Source organism: Pseudomonas sp. NPDC096950 (genome assembly GCF_044762525.1).
GTDB lineage: Bacteria > Pseudomonadota > Gammaproteobacteria > Pseudomonadales > Pseudomonadaceae > Aquipseudomonas.
Map to the genome: position 1 here is coordinate 113,415 of NZ_JBIWEL010000015.1, position 14,524 is coordinate 127,938.

A 14,524-nucleotide genomic window follows, 5' to 3' on the forward strand; every position below is an offset into this window, starting at 1 on the left:
AGGCCGCGTATCATATCCAATTTAGGTAAAACTGTACCAGCGCCGCGGCAAGATCCGCCTGCAAGGCTTGTTCCAGACACCACGCCTCAGCGTGTTTTTGCAGCTCCGGCCAGTGTTTGCGGGTCGCCAGCCATTGGTCGGCGATGTCTTCGCCGGCATTCCACGCTCGCCAAAGACCGCTGATCGCCTCTGCGGCAGGCGTCGACAGGCCTTTTGTATAGAGCGTGAGGAAGGCATCGAGCTTGTCGAGGTGGATATCTTCGTCTTGCTGGTAGATGTGCCAAAGCATCGGCCGCCCTGCCCATTGAGCACGGACAAACGAATCTTCGCCGCGCACGGCGTTGAAATCACAGCACCACAGCAAGTGATCGTATTGATCCTGTCGGACGAACGGCAGCACTTGCACGGTCAGGGCATCACGCACGTGCAGCGCTCCCGCCACCAGCCCGTTCACCCCGAGCCAGCGTTCGACGTCACCGAGTATCCGTCCTTCCGGCACCAGCAGATGCGTGGGCGACGGGGCGGCGGCCAGTGTGTCGAGCCAACTCGCCAACCCGGTGTTTTCGTAGGCAAACAGCGAGATCAATTGCGCAGCGGGCGCAGGATCAATCCCCAATCCCTGCAGGAATTCCCGCTGGGCTTCGGGTTTTTGCTGAAATTGCCGACGCCGTTCCAGCAATCCACGCTCACGCAGCAAGCCCCCGGTGCCCTTCTGGAACCCCGGAAAGAAGAAGAACTTCTGTACGCTCTTGTACTTCACCGACGGCAAACCGTGACAACCGATGACCCAGTCTTCGGCGCTCAAATAGTCCAGGTTCATCCACAGCGGCGGCTTTTCCCGCGCGGCCATGACGTCCATGTACGGGCTCGGCAGTTGGCAGGCGAATGCGGCGATGACCACGTCGGCGGCCTCCACGGGCTGCCATTCAGCCGGCCAATGCCGAACCTCGACACCCTGCTGCCACTGTTGGGGCGCGTGGATGTCGATCTCGGGGCACAGGCGTTCGAAGGCACGCAGGTCGTCAACCCACAGGCGAACGTCCACCGCATGTTCGGCCACCAGTTGACGGGCCAGGCGCCAGGTCACACCGATGTCGCCAAAGTTGTCGACCACGGTGCAAAAAATATCCCAGCGCCCGCGGTTTTTCATTTGAGGCAGTTCAGGCATTCAAGGCTCCCGTTGGCAAAGGCGCCGATTGTCCGCATAAATTACCCCGTGCAGAAGGGCCGACGACGATTAATCTTCGTGCGACAATCGCCATCCGCCCGCGACCACCCGCCAGGAGGCAGCCATGCCCTATCGTCCCAACCCGCGCCGTCCGTTGCCGATCCGCCTCAATGCCCTGCAATTGACCGGCAGCATTGCCCTGGGCCTTTGGCTGGGGTTCCTGGCCATCGCGCTGACGTGCTGGCTCGCCTCGCGTTTTATCTTCCCCGAGCAGTTGGCGCCGGTGGCCCAGGCCGTACAGAAACTGGCCAATCCGCCGGTGGCTCAACCAGCACCGGACATCCCGCCGCAGAGTCCGTTGTTCGAACAATACAAAGAAAACCTGCGCAAGAACGAGCAACAGCAATTCCTCGATCAGGCCCGCACCAATAATCGCAACCTGTCGAACCCCAAATGCCAGTTCTGGCTGCAACAGGACCAGACCGCGCCGAGCGAAAAAAGCCGCGCCAACGTCCAGCAATTCTGCGATTGATCATGAACAAGCAAATCGTCCACCAACTGATTCTCGACAAGCTGCGCATCGATCTCGACATCGCCGAACGCGCAGCGCAAACCGCTTACGAAACCGCGACCCACGAAGAAAACATCGCCGAAAACAAGTACGACACATTGGGTCTGGAGGCGTCGTACCTCGCGGCCGGGCAGGCGAAACGGGTCGAGGAAATTCGTCATTCACTGACGGTGTGCCAGAACCTGACGTTGCGACCGTATGACGATCAGCGCGGTATCGAAGTCGGTGCCCTGCTCGGTCTGGAAGACGAAAAGGGACGCGAACAGTGGCTGTTCCTGGCGCCTGACGCGGCGGGTTTGAAGGTCGATCTGGTGGGGCAGATGATCACCGTCATCACCCCCCGCTCGCCGCTGGGCAAAAGCCTGCTGGGCAAGTTCGAAGGGGACGAGGTGGAGATTCTGGTGGCGGGCGCTCGGCAACAGTTTGCTGTTACCGAGGTGATTTAACGCAGATTAATGAACCGGCAGTTCGACGCCGTCGAACAGTTCTTCCAATTCCTGCTTGTTGTGGCACTGGATCGCCTTGGCCATGACTTCGCGGGTCAGGTGCGGGGCAAACTTTTCGATGAAGTCGCACATGAAGCCACGCAGGAAGGTGCCGCGACGGAAGCCGATCTTGGTGATGCTGGATTCGAAAAGATCACTGGCATCGAGCATCACCAGGTCGCTGTCGAGTTTGGCATCGACCGCCATTTTCGCGACGATGCCCACGCCCAGGCCCAGGCGCACGTAAGTCTTGATTACGTCGGCGTCGGCGGCGGTGAACACCACTTTCGGCGTCAGGCCGCGATGGCTGAACGCTTCGTCGAGTTTCGAACGGCCGGTGAAACCGAACACGTAGGTCACGATCGGGTATTCGGCGAGGGCTTCAAGGGTCAGCTTCGGCAGCTTGGTCAACGGGTGGCCCTGGGGCACGACCACGCAACGGTTCCAGCGGTAGCACGGCATCATCACCAGGTCACCGAACAGTTCCAGCGCTTCGGTGGCGATGGCGAAATCCACGGTGCCGTCAGCGGCCATTTCGGCGATCTGCATCGGCGAACCCTGGTGCATGTGCAACGCAACGTCCGGGTACTGCTTAATGAAATTGCTGATCACCGGCGGCAACGCATAACGCGCCTGGGTGTGGGTGGTCGCGATCGACAGGGTGCCTTTCTTCTCGTTGGAGAATTCCTGGGCAATCTGCTTGATGCTTTCAACCTTGCGCAGGATTTCGCCGGCGGTGGTGATGATGCGCTCGCCGGCCGGGGTGACACGGGTCAGGTGCTTGCCGCTGCGGGCGAAGACCTCGACGCCCAGTTCGTCTTCCAGCAAACGGATCTGTTTACTGATGCCCGGCTGCGAGGTGTAGAGACTTTGGGCGGTAGCGGAAACGTTGAGGTCGTGGTGCGCCACTGCCCCGCGGTAGCGCAGTTGTTGAAGCTTCATATGAATCCCTCAAAGCAGGTAGACGCCACGGGCATCAGCGACGGTATATAACTATATTAATGGTTTGAAGAATAAATCTAGAACTTTTTTATCAAAACGCCATTATTTGTTCTAGCGATCTCCTAGACGCCGACGCTCCACCAGCGGCACCAGATAAACCGGCACCCGGGCCAACTGCAGGACCCGAGCTGCCGTGCGGCCCAGCGGGGTTTCCGCACTGGCGCGATGGCTATGACTACCTACGATCAGCAAATCCACCGAGAGTTTCTGCGCCTGGTCGAGAATCACCTGCGACGGATCGCCCTGAAGCACCCGCACCGCTTGAATCCTTTCCAGGTCTTGCTCCCCCTCATCCCCCAGCTCTTCACGAAAACTTTCCAGCACCCGCCGTTCGATATTGGCGATCACCGTGTTCAGGCCCTGGCTGTGAAACTCATTCAACGCCTGCTCATCGAGGTAGCTCTGCAGCACCGATTCGGCGAACAGCCCCATGGGTTCCACTGCGTGCACCACATACAAGTCGGCATTGAATGTTCGCGCCAGCGCCAAGGCGTGCTGCATCACCAAAGGTGCGTACAGGCCGAGGTCGGTGGCATACAGCATGGAACGAATCATATGACCTCCTTGCGTGCCGACATGGCGGAGATTGATTCAGCTTAGCAGTGCCTTGCCGAGTACGACGGGCCGCGTAACACCTTGAAGCAAGGGCTTAAACTTTCTGCTCGTTGCTTATGCCATGTGGCACATGACCGGTGGCGACCACTTCGCGCGCGAGCTCGCAATGACCGGCCTGATCGTCGAAAAACACGTCGGCGGCAAACGCTTCCAAAAAAGCTGCTTTGGTCAGGCCGCCTAGAAACAGCGATTCGTCCAGACGAATATCCCACTCACGTAGCGTGCGAATCACGCGCTCATGGGCCGGCGCTGAACGCGCGGTGACCAGTGCGGTGCGGATCGGACAGGCGTCTTCGGGGAACTCGCGCTGCAACAAATTCAACGCCGCTAGGAAGCCTTTGAACGGTCCGCCGCGCAAGGGCTCGCGGGCTGATTCACGTTCACTGGCCTGAAACGCTTCCAGGCCACCGGACTGATAGACCCGCTCTGACTCGTCGGAAAACAGCACCGCGTCACCGTCGAAGGCAATGCGCAATTCATCGCTGGCGGCACGGCTCGCACCGCCGGACAGAATGGTCGCGGCAGCAAAACCGGCGTCCAGCGCGCTGCGCACGTCTTCGGCATGGGTCGAGAGAAACAGGTCGCAACCAAAGGCCTTGAGATAGGGATAGGGACTGCGCCCGCCAACAAACGCCGCACGGGAAATCGCCAGGCCGTAGTGGTGAATCGAGTTGAACACCCGCAGTCCGGTGTCGGCACTGTTGCGCGACACCAGCACCACTTCGACTCGGGCACGCCCCAGACTGGCGTTGAGGTTCAGGAGTTTTTCCACCAGCGGGAACGCATCACCGGGCGCGAGGACTTCGTCTTCGTGTTCGATCTGGTATTGCCGATAGGCCTCGACCCCGTCCGACAGATAGACCTTGTGGCTTTCGCTCAGGTCGAACAGCGCTCGCGAGGAAATCGCCAGCACCAACTTGTCATCTATGTCCTTGGCCATGCCTTTCCCCTCTGGTGGATCGACTCAAACGTTACGTCGATCAATAAAACCGAGCGCCCGATACAAGGCCTCGATGCGTGGCAGCTCACATCCCGCCGCTTTCGCCGCCGCCAGTGGACGGGCGTAAATCGCCTCCAGTTCCAGCGGTCGCTTGTGCAGGAAATCGTGGTACATGCTCGGCCAATAGTCGGGCATTTTCTCGGTCATCATAAACAGGTAGTCGGCGTAACCGGGCGGTATGTCGTGACCACACGCCCTGGCACCCTGCACCACTTCGGCCATCAATGCCTGGATCAGCGCGCGGCTGTCGGCATCCGCCATCAGCGGAGTGGTACTCGCCCCCAGCAAAACCGACAGACCGTTATAAGGAATATTCCAGACCAGTTTCTGCCAGCGCGCCTGATGCAGATTGGGCATGGCTTGGGAATCGATACCGGCGGTACGGAACAACCCGGCCCCCTCTTCGACCAGCGCCATGCGTGCAGCGTCGTCGCTGACCGGGCCACTGTGGTAACCGACATTGACCGCGCCGAGGGCCTGATGGGTGATCACACCCGGACCTTCGCGATGGACGCAAATCAGGCACAGCCCACCGAGCACATGCAGCGAATCGGGCAGCGACTCTCGCAAGCTGTCTTCGACGTCGAGGCCGTTTTGCAGCAACAACACTTTGGCACCAGGCGCTGCGGCTTCAATGATGATCGGTGCGAGACCCGGACTGGTGCTCTTCGCCGCCACCAGCAACCAGTCGCACGCTGGCATGTCTTCGGCCGCTGAATAAGCCTGGACCGGATTCAGCGTCAACGCGCCATGCACCGCGCTGTTGACTTGCAGCCCGCGCTCGGCGACTGCGGAAAATTCACTGCGCAACAGAAAATGCACATCGAAACCGGCGCGCGCCAGCATCACCCCGTAGAAACCACCAATTGCGCCGGTCCCGATAATGCCGATTGTCGGCTTGGCAACTGCTCCCATCATGGCAACTCCTCAGCAATTCGACTCAGCGCCTGGCCCACCGCCCGGTTCAGTTCGGTGTCGGTCAGGCGCGACTGTACCGCTCCAAAGAACTCACCGTCGCGCACCACAAACAGCGCCGGCAAATGAAAGACCTCATAACGTTCCACCAACCCACCGTTGTCGGCGGCGTCGATCCAGCACAACCGGTCGATCGCCAGATCGAGTCTCGGCAATTGCTCGCGGGCAAAACGGCAACTGGCGCAGCCGACACTGGTGAAAATCACCAGGGAAACGCCGCTCATCGCCAGCAGCCGTTGGTCGGCGTCAAAATCGGTCAGTTCCGATTCGACCACTATACTGGGGGAAACAATGTCAAATGGGCGACACAGGGAGTCCGTGTTCATGGGACGTTTTCTTCCTCATCCTGACGATGTGCCCGTGGAACTTACGCTGCTCAAACATGAGTGCATTTCACGGCAACGGCTGCACACTATCAGCCTCGGTGGCATGGCTTGCAATTACCACCGCGCTTGGCGCCACGGCACGGCGCTGGAAGTGCGCATGCCGACCTTGAACCCCGACTTGCGTTTTCTGGGCTACGTGGCCTGGTGCCTGCGCCGAAAACGCGGCTACCTGGTGGGCATTGCCTTTGTCGATGAGCAGATGCTGTTCAGTGCGCGGATGGGCGAGCAGGTGTGCCAGATCGAGCGTTATTGCCGACTGCATGATGCCCATGATGATCTGCAGGAAACTCAAGCCCTGGCCCTCGAATGGGTGCAGCAGCACGCCGACGAGTTCTCCAATGACACGGTCCGCAAGGCTTTTGCTCAGCCAGTGCTGGATTAAACCGGTGTTTGCCCATTGTCGAGCAGGCGCGTAACGCGCTAAGGTTCGGGTCCCCCGACGCGCTTAATTTGCTGTGCTCCGCCGCGCGGGTTCGCTGGCGGCCGGCACCCGTGACCTGACGAGTAAACGATGGCTGATTTACCGATCAACGACCTAAACGTCGCTTCCAACGAAACCCTGATCACTCCCGATCAGCTCAAGCGTGATATCCCTTTGAGCGACGCTGCCCTGCGCACCGTGACCAAGGGCCGCGAAGTCATTCGCAACATTCTTGATGGCACCGACCACCGCCTGTTCGTGGTGATCGGGCCGTGCTCGATCCACGACATCAAGGCTGCCCACGAATACGCCGAACGCCTGAAGACTCTGGCCGCCGAAGTGTCCGATACCTTGTATCTGGTCATGCGCGTGTATTTCGAGAAGCCACGTACCACCGTCGGCTGGAAAGGTCTGATCAACGATCCGTACCTGGACGACTCGTTCAAGATCCAGGATGGCTTGCACATCGGTCGCCAGTTGTTGCTGGACCTGGCCGAGATGGGCCTGCCGACCGCCACCGAAGCCCTCGACCCGATCTCCCCGCAATACTTGCAGGACCTGATCAGCTGGTCGGCCATCGGCGCGCGCACCACCGAATCCCAGACTCACCGTGAAATGGCTTCCGGCCTGTCCTCGGCCGTCGGCTTCAAGAACGGCACCGACGGCGGTCTGACCGTCGCGATCAACGCCCTGCAATCGGTTTCCAGCCCGCATCGTTTCCTGGGTATCAACCAGGAAGGTGGCGTGTCGATCGTCACCACCAAGGGCAACGCCTACGGTCACGTGGTATTGCGCGGTGGCAACGGCAAGCCGAACTACGATTCGGTCAGCGTCGCGCTCTGCGAGCAAGCGCTGAACAAGGCCAAGATCAAGCCGAACATCATGGTCGATTGCAGCCACGCCAACTCCAACAAGGATCCGGCCCTGCAACCGCTGGTGATGGAGAACGTCGCCAACCAGATCCTCGAAGGCAACCAGTCGATCATCGGCCTGATGGTCGAGAGTCACTTGAACTGGGGCTGCCAGGCGATCCCGAAAGACCTCGCCGACTTGCAATACGGCGTGTCGATCACCGACGCCTGCATCGACTGGACCGCTACCGAAAACACCTTGCGCAGCATGCATGCCAAGCTCAAGGACGTGCTGCCGAAACGCGATCGCAGTTGATCGTTGTTTTTCAGGCACAAAAAAAACGCCGGGCTTAAACCCGGCGTTTTTTTATGCGTTGCGTTTACTGGCTCAGCTTGGCCGCGTGCCGCTGATGACGTTCCATGTAGCGCTCCACGTAGGAGCACGATGGAATCACCGTGTAACCCATTTCTTCGGCGTACTGCAGGGCCTGCTCGGTCAATGCCGCCGCAATGCCACGGCCACGCAGTGCGTTGGGCACGAAGGTGCGATAGATATCCAGGGTCTGTTTCCCCAGATCCATATAGGTCAGGTAGGCACGATGACCGTCCACATTGGTCTCGAACTGATGACCAGCCTGGTCATGGTGGATGGACAACGCCTCGCTCATCACTACTCCTCGCGGGTCTTGGATTCTGACCCCTACCTTACCGATGTTTTTCCGGCGAAGGAACATCTACGCCACCCTGTGCCTGAATGGACACCGAGAAGAGCGACACCGATCTCGCGCAACCTGGGCACGTATCAAATAGTAGGCACCATTGGCGAAAATGCTCAAGGTACGCTCGTCATCATGCCGAGGGGGGCTGCGGGGTGCTGCTCCGGGTGATGCAGGGACGGCTCGACCGAAGATCTTCCCGGGTCGAAAGCCTGAACATTGCCGGATGTTGAGACTTAAGACGAGCGCCCTTCGTTAAAGTCACCTCAACATGCAGAAAGATATGAGAGGCGCTGCGCAAAATCCGAACAAAAGTGTAGACGAAAGCATGTAGACAGACTTTAACAAAGACCGGAAATACTGCCTTCGGAATAGGGAACTTTTCTCATGCGGCTCGCTCATCTCGGGCCTTGCAGCTGGGTATTTTTTATCCAGAGCAGTTAAAAGTTGCTCGAAAAAGAATCAACGCCTACAATTTTTTTTGCTTCTTGCTTTACGTCAGTTTACTTACGACAAGTAATGGGTAGTATGTACGCCGGCTATTTCCTCACTCTGAGGAGACAGCTACTTAATAGAAAGTCCTTGAAGGGGAACACGATGAACAACGTTCTGAAATTCTCTGCTCTGGCTCTGGCCGCAGTTCTGGCTACCGGTTGCAGCAGCGTATCGAAAGAAACCGAAGCACGTCTGACCGCTACTGAAGACGCAGCTGCTCGCTCCCAGGCTCGTGCAGACGAAGCTTACCGTAAAGCTGATGAAGCTCTGGCTGCTGCTCAAAAAGCACAACAGACTGCTGACGAAGCTAACGAGCGTGCTCTGCGCATGCTGGACAAAGCTAGCCGCAAGTAATAGTCCTTCGGGATTGTTATCAAGCCGATCCATTTATGGGTCGGCTTTTTTTATGCCCGGCGTTTAGTACCGGCCATAAAAAAACCCGCCGACGGCCAACGTCGGCGGGTTCTTTTTTCGTGCTTACTGCTGCAGATCGACCGGCACGCTCGACACCATCGGTGCGGAGGTATTCGGCACGGCGATTTCCACCGGCAGGCCATCTTCGGCAGCGACCACGTCACGCACCACATCCCAGTTCATGCGCAGGTTGTTGGTGATGTCTTCACGCTTGAGCATCGCGTTGATTACCGCGGTGTGCTTGTCGACCACCGACGGATTGCCGTTGTCGTCCAGCGGCGTGTGCGCTTCAAGATAAACCTTGCCGCCACTCAGGCCAAACTTGTACGGGTCGTTGATGATCCGCACCGACGTACCAACTGGCACCATGCTCGCCATTTCCAGCACGTTGTTGTTGAACATGCGGAAACAACCGTGGCTGGTGCGCATGCCGATGCCGAATTTCTTGTTCGAGCCGTGAATCAGGTAGCCCGGGGTGCCCAGGCTGAACTTGAACGGCCCCAGCGGGTTGTCCGGGCCAGCCGGCACCACATTCGGCAACGGGTCACCGTCGGCGGCGTGCTCAGCCTTGATCGAAGCTGGAGGGGTCCAGGTCGGGTTCGGCGTCTTGGCGGTGATAGTGGTGTGGGCAATCGGCGAACCCCAACCTTCACGACCGATTCCCAGCGGGAAGGTGTACACCACATTCCGGCCTTTCGGGTAGTAGTAGAGGCGGTACTCGGCCAGGTTGATGACGATGCCTTCACGCGGACCCGGCGGCAGGATGAAACGGGTCGGCAGAATGATTTCGGTGCCAGCACCCGGCAGCCAGGCGTCGACGCCCGGGTTGGCCGCGACCATTTCCGAATAGCCCAGGTCGTAAGTGGTACCAAGGTCGGCGAAGGTATCTTCGTACTTGGCCTTGATCACTTGCACCTGACCGATGATGTCTTCACCAGGGGGCGGTAGAGGCAGCTCTAGTGCTGAAACTGGACCGGCCACACAGAGGGCGGCAAGGGTCAGGCAGCGGGTGACGGCAGGAAAGCGCGGCAACATCCGGAAAATCCTTCGCATGATCGACAAGGGTATAAGAAGGCGATTGTACACCGGCGCCCGTAAATTCGGGGAGGTCGAGAACGTAGCAGGCGATACATGACGTTTTTTTCATGTGGGAGTCGCGGCGAGATCAAATGTGGGAGCGGGCTTGCTCGCGAAAGCGGTGTGTCAGTCAATGATAAGGAGACTGACACACCGCTTTCGCGAGCAAGCCCGCTCCCACAGGGGGTCTAAAGCTCGAACCGCAGTTCCGGCCAGATCGGCGAAGTGCCGCGCTTCTGCGATTCAAGGATGGCCCGGCACAGTGAGCACAAACGCTGGTCCTGGAACACCCGGCGATCCACGCTCGACCAGCGCGGCTGCGCCGGCAACAGGCTGCCGCACAGGGTCCGGTCCGCTGAACCACCAAGCTCCAGCTGACGCGTCACCAGATGCACCCGCACTTCCTGGCAGGCGAACAGATCCAGCTGCTCGTCAGGCTCGATCAGTTGGTAGGCAAAAAGGGACCAGGCAGGACGCGGCATCGGGGGCTCCAAATCGGGGGCGCCACCTTAGCCGAAACACCGCCACTAGAAAAGCGTCAAAGCAGCGGTTTCAGTGTCGGCCAGACATTTTCCAGCAACTTGTCCTGAGCCACCGCAGCCGGGTGCAGGCCGTCGGCTTGCATCAGGTCTGGATGACCGCCGATTCCTTCGAGAAAAAACGGTACCAGCGGGATTTTTTTCTCGTCCGCCAGTGTGCCGTAGACCTTCGCAAACGCCTCGGTGTAACGAGCACCGTAGTTCGGCGGCAGTTGCATCCCCAGCAACAAGACCTTGGCACCACTCGCCTTGGAGCTGTCGATCATCGCCGCAAGGTTTTGTTGCAATTGTGTTGGCAGCATTCCGCGCAAGCCGTCGTTGCCTCCCAACTCGAGGATAACCAGCTCCGGTTTATGCTCTGCAAGCAGCGCCGGCAGGCGTGCCTGGCCTCCGGCACTGGTGTCGCCGCTGATGGAGGCGTTGACCACTTTATCGTCGAAACCTTCGCGCTTGAGCCGTTGCTCAAGCAGCGACACCCACCCCAAGCGGGTATCCAGTCCGAAACCGGCGCTGATACTATCGCCAACGATCAGGACTGTACCCGCCGCTGCGTTCTGGGCCATGCACATCAAGGCCAGGCCAGCACTCAAAAACCACACACGCATCGGATTCTCCATGGGCGCAAGCATTCTCACCGCGAAGAACCTCAGCAAAGTGGTTCCCAGCGCGGAAGGTGAACTGACTATCCTGCACGAACTCAGCCTGGAACTGAACAAGGGCGACAGTTTGGCCATTGTCGGCGCCTCCGGTTCCGGCAAGTCCACCCTCCTCGGCCTGCTGGCTGGCCTCGACCTGCCGAGCAGTGGCGAAGTCACCCTCGCCGGCCAGGGGTTGAGCAATCTCGACGAAGACCAGCGCGCACGCATTCGCGCCGAGCATGTGGGGTTCGTCTTTCAGTCGTTCCAGTTGCTCGACAGTCTTAACGCGCTGGAAAACGTCATGCTGCCCCTGGAGCTCGACGGCCGCAAAGATGCCCGGGAGCGCGCCACCGAATTGCTGCAGCGAGTTGGCCTGGGCCAGCGCCTGACTCACTCGCCGCGCCAGCTCTCCGGCGGCGAACAACAGCGCGTGGCGATTGCCCGGGCGTTTGCCGCTGAACCGGACGTGTTGTTCGCCGATGAGCCCACCGGCAACCTCGACAGCCACACCGGCGAGCGCATCAGCGACCTGCTGTTCGAATTGAACAAGGAACGCGGCACGACCCTGGTGTTGGTGACCCACGACGAACGCCTGGCACATCGCTGCCGGCGCCTGATCCGCCTTGAAGCCGGCCTGCTGGTCGCCCCTCTGGAGCCTTGATGGCACGCTTGCCGCTATTGCGCCTGTTCAGCCTCGCCATCCGCCAACTGTTGCGCGATGCCCGCGCCGGTGAGCTGCGGGTGTTGTTCTTCGCCTTGCTGGTGGCCGTGGCGGCAAGTACCGCCATCGGCTATTTCGGCGCTCGCCTCAACGGCGCCATGATGTTGCGCGCCACTGAGTTTCTCGGCGCTGACCTGTTGCTCGAAGGCAGTTCGCCGGCGCGAACGGAACAGATCAAGAGCGGCACCGAGCTTGGGCTGGAACACGCCCAAGTGGTGGAATTCTCCAGCGTCATTGCCACCGACAACGGCATCCAGTTGTCCAGCATCAAGGCAGCCGACGATGTCTATCCGCTGCGCGGCGAACTGAAAAGCGCCCCCGCGCCCTTCGCCCCGGAAGAAACCGGGGGCGGGCCGAAATCCGGCGAAGCCTGGGTCGAAGCACGCTTGCTGACGGCGCTGGACCTGAAGATCGGCGACAGCATCGATGTCGGCATGAAGACCTTGAAGCTGACACGAGTGCTGACCTATGAACCCGATCGCGCCGGCAATTTCTACAGCCTGACGCCGCGAGTGTTGATCAACCTCAGCGACCTCACCGCCACCGGCGTGGTGCAGCCCGGCAGCCGGGTCAGTTACCGCGAGCTCTGGCGCGGCAAGGCCCAAGCGCTGGAAACCTATCGCCAACTGGTCAAGCCCGGCCTCGCCGCCAACCAGCGTCTGCAGGATGCCCGGGACGGGAATCGGCAGATCGGTGGTGCGCTGGGCAAGGCCGAGCGCTACTTGAACATGGCCAGCCTGGTGGCGGTCTTGCTGTCCGGGGTGGCGGTGGCGCTGTCGGCGACCCGCTTTGCCACGCGCCGATTTGATGCCAGTGCATTGCTGCGTTGCCTGGGGTTGTCCCGCCGGGAAACCATGGTGCTGTTCAGTTTGCAGCTGACAGTGCTCGGCCTGCTCGCCAGCCTCAGCGGCGCCCTGCTCGGCTGGCTCGCTCAGCTCGGGTTGTTTGCGCTGCTGCATGACTTGCTGCCCACCGACGTTCCACCGGGCGGCTTGTTGCCAGCGATTGCCGGGATCGGCACCGGGTTGGTGGCGCTGGCCGGCTTCGCCCTGCCGCCACTGGCCGCACTCGGGCGGGTGCCGCCACTGCGGGTATTGCGTCGAGATATGTTGCCGATCCCGTCCAGCACCTGGATGGTCTACGGCGCGGCGCTGGGTGCGCTCGGGCTGATCATGTGGCGCTTGAGCCTGGACCTGGTCCTGACCTTCGCCCTGCTGGGTGGTGGCGTGATCGCCGCCGTGGTGCTCGGCGGTTTACTGCTGTTGCTGCTCAAAAGCCTGCGCCGGATGCTGGCCCGCGCGTCCTTGCCGTGGCGCCTGGGCCTGGGTCAGTTACTGCGTCACCCATTGGCGGCCGCTGGCCAATCCCTGGCCTTCGGTTTGATCCTGTTGTCCATGGCACTGATCGCTTTGCTGCGCGGCGAGTTACTCGACACCTGGCAAAACCAGCTACCGAAAAACGCGCCGAATTATTTCGCGCTGAACATCCTGCCGGCGGACAAACAAGCCTTCACCGATCGCCTGATCGAACTGTCGGCGCAATCGGCGCCGCTATACCCGGTGGTGCCCGGAAGGCTGATCAGCATCAATGGCGAAGCGGTGCAGGACATCGTCAGCAAGGATTCGGCCGGCGACCGGGCGATCCAGCGTGACCTGAGCCTGACCTGGGCGGCGGACCTGCCGGCGGGCAACAAGCTTACCTCCGGCAACTGGTGGACCGAACAAACGCCGGATGAAATTCCCGGCGTGTCGGTCGAAGGCAAAGTTGCAGAAAGCCTGAAGCTCAAGTTGGGTGATCATCTGGTGTTCACCGTCGGCGGGGTCAATCGCGAAGCGAAAGTCACCAGCCTGCGAGAGATCAACTGGGACAACTTCCAGCCGAACTTCTTCATGATCTTCCAGCCCGGCACCTTGAAGGATCTGCCGGCGACCTACCTCACCAGTTTCTACCTGGCGGCGGGTCACGATCAGCAGATTGTCGATCTGTCCCGCGCCTTCCCGGCAGTGACCATCCTGCAAGTCGAAGCCTTGCTGGAACAGCTGCGCAGCATCCTCGCCCAAGTCACCCTGGCGGTGGAGTACGTGTTGTTGTTCGTGTTGGCGGCGGGGATGGCGGTGCTGTTTTCCGGCCTGCAAGCCACGCTGGATGAACGGATTCGCCAAGGCGCGCTGCTGCGGGCACTGGGGGCCGAGCGGCAATTGCTGGTCAAGGCCCGACGGATCGAGTTCGGCTTGCTCGGCGCGGTCAGCGGTTTGCTGGCGGCACTGGGTTCGGAGTTGGTCAGCCTGGTGCTTTACCGCTACGCCTTCGACCTGCCCTGGCACCCGCATCCTTGGCTGCTGGTGCTGCCAGTCATCGGCGCGGTGCTGATCGGTGGTGCCGGTGTCTTCGGCACCCGGCGCGCGTTGAACGCCAGCCCCCTGACAGTCTTGCGCGAGGGTTGATAGACT

Annotated in this window: 17 protein-coding genes; 7 read left to right on the plus strand and 10 right to left on the minus strand. The window is 60.3% G+C overall.

Features of this window, described 5'->3' with window-relative positions:
- Window positions 1-10 precede the first annotated feature (10 nt).
- Entirely contained in the window at window positions 11-1,168 is a 1,158-nt protein-coding gene (gene earP / locus ACIQY3_RS21910) for an elongation factor P maturation arginine rhamnosyltransferase EarP (RefSeq protein WP_403023446.1), read from the minus strand.
- A gap of 124 nt (window positions 1,169-1,292) precedes the next feature.
- Here earP and ACIQY3_RS21915 point away from each other — a divergent pair, with 124 nt between their 5' ends.
- Window positions 1,293-1,700 (plus strand): hypothetical protein, encoded by a 408-nt coding sequence (locus ACIQY3_RS21915; protein WP_403023451.1) that lies wholly within the window; start codon window positions 1,293-1,295, stop codon window positions 1,698-1,700.
- Between the two features lie 2 nt (window positions 1,701-1,702).
- The gene (locus ACIQY3_RS21920) at window positions 1,703-2,185 is read left to right on the plus strand and encodes a transcription elongation factor GreAB (RefSeq protein ID WP_403023456.1); all 483 of its coding nucleotides are present in this window, start codon (window positions 1,703-1,705) and stop codon (window positions 2,183-2,185) included.
- 6 nt (window positions 2,186-2,191) lie between these two features.
- Here ACIQY3_RS21920 and cysB read toward each other — a convergent pair whose 3' ends face one another.
- The 5 genes from cysB to ACIQY3_RS21945 all read right to left on the minus strand — a co-directional run bounded on the left by cysB (window position 2,192) and on the right by ACIQY3_RS21945 (window position 6,142).
- A complete protein-coding gene (cysB, locus tag ACIQY3_RS21925) occupies window positions 2,192-3,166 on the minus strand; it encodes an HTH-type transcriptional regulator CysB (RefSeq protein ID WP_403023459.1) in 975 nt (324 codons plus the stop codon).
- 111 nt (window positions 3,167-3,277) lie between these two features.
- A complete protein-coding gene (locus ACIQY3_RS21930) occupies window positions 3,278-3,781 on the minus strand; it encodes a universal stress protein (RefSeq protein ID WP_403023462.1) in 504 nt (167 codons plus the stop codon).
- Between the two features lie 94 nt (window positions 3,782-3,875).
- Window positions 3,876-4,781 (minus strand): 5'-nucleotidase, encoded by a 906-nt coding sequence (locus ACIQY3_RS21935; protein WP_054052013.1) that lies wholly within the window; start codon window positions 4,779-4,781, stop codon window positions 3,876-3,878.
- Between the two features lie 24 nt (window positions 4,782-4,805).
- A complete protein-coding gene (locus ACIQY3_RS21940; protein WP_403023465.1) occupies window positions 4,806-5,759 on the minus strand; it encodes a putative 2-dehydropantoate 2-reductase in 954 nt (317 codons plus the stop codon).
- Window positions 5,756-6,142, minus strand: coding sequence for a thioredoxin family protein (locus ACIQY3_RS21945; RefSeq protein ID WP_403023468.1), 387 nt, complete (start codon window positions 6,140-6,142; stop codon window positions 5,756-5,758). The genes ACIQY3_RS21940 and ACIQY3_RS21945 overlap by 4 nt, the downstream gene beginning before the upstream one ends.
- On the opposite strand from ACIQY3_RS21945, the gene ACIQY3_RS21950 reads away from it, so the two are divergent.
- Window positions 6,141-6,584 (plus strand): PilZ domain-containing protein, encoded by a 444-nt coding sequence (locus ACIQY3_RS21950; RefSeq protein WP_403023471.1) that lies wholly within the window; start codon window positions 6,141-6,143, stop codon window positions 6,582-6,584. The two genes, ACIQY3_RS21945 and ACIQY3_RS21950, sit on opposite strands and share 2 nt — an antisense overlap.
- Window positions 6,585-6,713: 129 nt before the next feature.
- Complete coding sequence (locus ACIQY3_RS21955) at window positions 6,714-7,790, plus strand: 3-deoxy-7-phosphoheptulonate synthase (protein ID WP_095128921.1); 1,077 nt, start codon at window positions 6,714-6,716, stop codon at window positions 7,788-7,790.
- A gap of 64 nt (window positions 7,791-7,854) precedes the next feature.
- Here ACIQY3_RS21955 and ACIQY3_RS21960 read toward each other — a convergent pair whose 3' ends face one another.
- The gene (locus ACIQY3_RS21960; RefSeq protein ID WP_020800382.1) at window positions 7,855-8,142 is read right to left on the minus strand and encodes a GNAT family N-acetyltransferase; all 288 of its coding nucleotides are present in this window, start codon (window positions 8,140-8,142) and stop codon (window positions 7,855-7,857) included.
- A gap of 645 nt (window positions 8,143-8,787) precedes the next feature.
- Between ACIQY3_RS21960 and oprI the strand changes: the two genes are divergently transcribed.
- Entirely contained in the window at window positions 8,788-9,039 is a 252-nt protein-coding gene (oprI, locus tag ACIQY3_RS21965) for an outer membrane lipoprotei OprI (RefSeq protein WP_002553018.1), read from the plus strand.
- Between the two features lie 123 nt (window positions 9,040-9,162).
- Here oprI and ACIQY3_RS21970 read toward each other — a convergent pair whose 3' ends face one another.
- The 3 genes from ACIQY3_RS21970 to ACIQY3_RS21980 form a co-directional block, all read right to left on the minus strand.
- On the minus strand, window positions 9,163-10,134 hold the full coding sequence (locus tag ACIQY3_RS21970; RefSeq protein ID WP_403023479.1) for a L,D-transpeptidase family protein: 972 nt from the start codon (window positions 10,132-10,134) through the stop codon (window positions 9,163-9,165).
- Window positions 10,135-10,364: 230 nt separating this feature from the next.
- Window positions 10,365-10,658, minus strand: coding sequence for a hypothetical protein (locus ACIQY3_RS21975; RefSeq protein WP_003226812.1), 294 nt, complete (start codon window positions 10,656-10,658; stop codon window positions 10,365-10,367).
- 56 nt (window positions 10,659-10,714) lie between these two features.
- Window positions 10,715-11,320, minus strand: coding sequence for an arylesterase (locus ACIQY3_RS21980; protein WP_403023482.1), 606 nt, complete (start codon window positions 11,318-11,320; stop codon window positions 10,715-10,717).
- A 10-nt stretch (window positions 11,321-11,330) separates the two neighbouring features.
- Here ACIQY3_RS21980 and ACIQY3_RS21985 point away from each other — a divergent pair, with 10 nt between their 5' ends.
- Entirely contained in the window at window positions 11,331-12,014 is a 684-nt protein-coding gene (locus ACIQY3_RS21985; RefSeq protein ID WP_007939984.1) for an ABC transporter ATP-binding protein, read from the plus strand.
- On the plus strand, window positions 12,014-14,518 hold the full coding sequence (locus tag ACIQY3_RS21990) for an ABC transporter permease (RefSeq protein WP_403023485.1): 2,505 nt from the start codon (window positions 12,014-12,016) through the stop codon (window positions 14,516-14,518). Before ACIQY3_RS21985 ends, ACIQY3_RS21990 begins: the two co-directional genes overlap by 1 nt.
- Window positions 14,519-14,524 lie beyond the last annotated feature (6 nt).

Bases quoted from the DNA above. Each gene is read 5' to 3' on its own strand.
- earP (WP_403023446.1), bottom strand. From the start codon at position 1,168: ATGCCTGAACTGCCTCAAATGAAAAACCGCGGGCGCTGGGATATTTTT.
- ACIQY3_RS21915 (WP_403023451.1), top strand. From the start codon at position 1,293: ATGCCCTATCGTCCCAACCCGCGCCGTCCGTTGCCGATCCGCCTCAAT.
- ACIQY3_RS21920 (WP_403023456.1), top strand. From the start codon at position 1,703: ATGAACAAGCAAATCGTCCACCAACTGATTCTCGACAAGCTGCGCATC.
- cysB (WP_403023459.1), bottom strand. From the start codon at position 3,166: ATGAAGCTTCAACAACTGCGCTACCGCGGGGCAGTGGCGCACCACGAC.
- ACIQY3_RS21930 (WP_403023462.1), bottom strand. From the start codon at position 3,781: ATGATTCGTTCCATGCTGTATGCCACCGACCTCGGCCTGTACGCACCT.
- ACIQY3_RS21935 (WP_054052013.1), bottom strand. From the start codon at position 4,781: ATGGCCAAGGACATAGATGACAAGTTGGTGCTGGCGATTTCCTCGCGA.
- ACIQY3_RS21940 (WP_403023465.1), bottom strand. From the start codon at position 5,759: ATGATGGGAGCAGTTGCCAAGCCGACAATCGGCATTATCGGGACCGGC.
- ACIQY3_RS21950 (WP_403023471.1), top strand. From the start codon at position 6,141: ATGGGACGTTTTCTTCCTCATCCTGACGATGTGCCCGTGGAACTTACG.
- ACIQY3_RS21945 (WP_403023468.1), bottom strand. From the start codon at position 6,142: ATGAACACGGACTCCCTGTGTCGCCCATTTGACATTGTTTCCCCCAGT.
- ACIQY3_RS21955 (WP_095128921.1), top strand. From the start codon at position 6,714: ATGGCTGATTTACCGATCAACGACCTAAACGTCGCTTCCAACGAAACC.
- ACIQY3_RS21960 (WP_020800382.1), bottom strand. From the start codon at position 8,142: ATGAGCGAGGCGTTGTCCATCCACCATGACCAGGCTGGTCATCAGTTC.
- oprI (WP_002553018.1), top strand. From the start codon at position 8,788: ATGAACAACGTTCTGAAATTCTCTGCTCTGGCTCTGGCCGCAGTTCTG.
- ACIQY3_RS21970 (WP_403023479.1), bottom strand. From the start codon at position 10,134: ATGTTGCCGCGCTTTCCTGCCGTCACCCGCTGCCTGACCCTTGCCGCC.
- ACIQY3_RS21975 (WP_003226812.1), bottom strand. From the start codon at position 10,658: ATGCCGCGTCCTGCCTGGTCCCTTTTTGCCTACCAACTGATCGAGCCT.
- ACIQY3_RS21980 (WP_403023482.1), bottom strand. From the start codon at position 11,320: ATGCGTGTGTGGTTTTTGAGTGCTGGCCTGGCCTTGATGTGCATGGCC.
- ACIQY3_RS21985 (WP_007939984.1), top strand. From the start codon at position 11,331: ATGGGCGCAAGCATTCTCACCGCGAAGAACCTCAGCAAAGTGGTTCCC.
- ACIQY3_RS21990 (WP_403023485.1), top strand. From the start codon at position 12,014: ATGGCACGCTTGCCGCTATTGCGCCTGTTCAGCCTCGCCATCCGCCAA.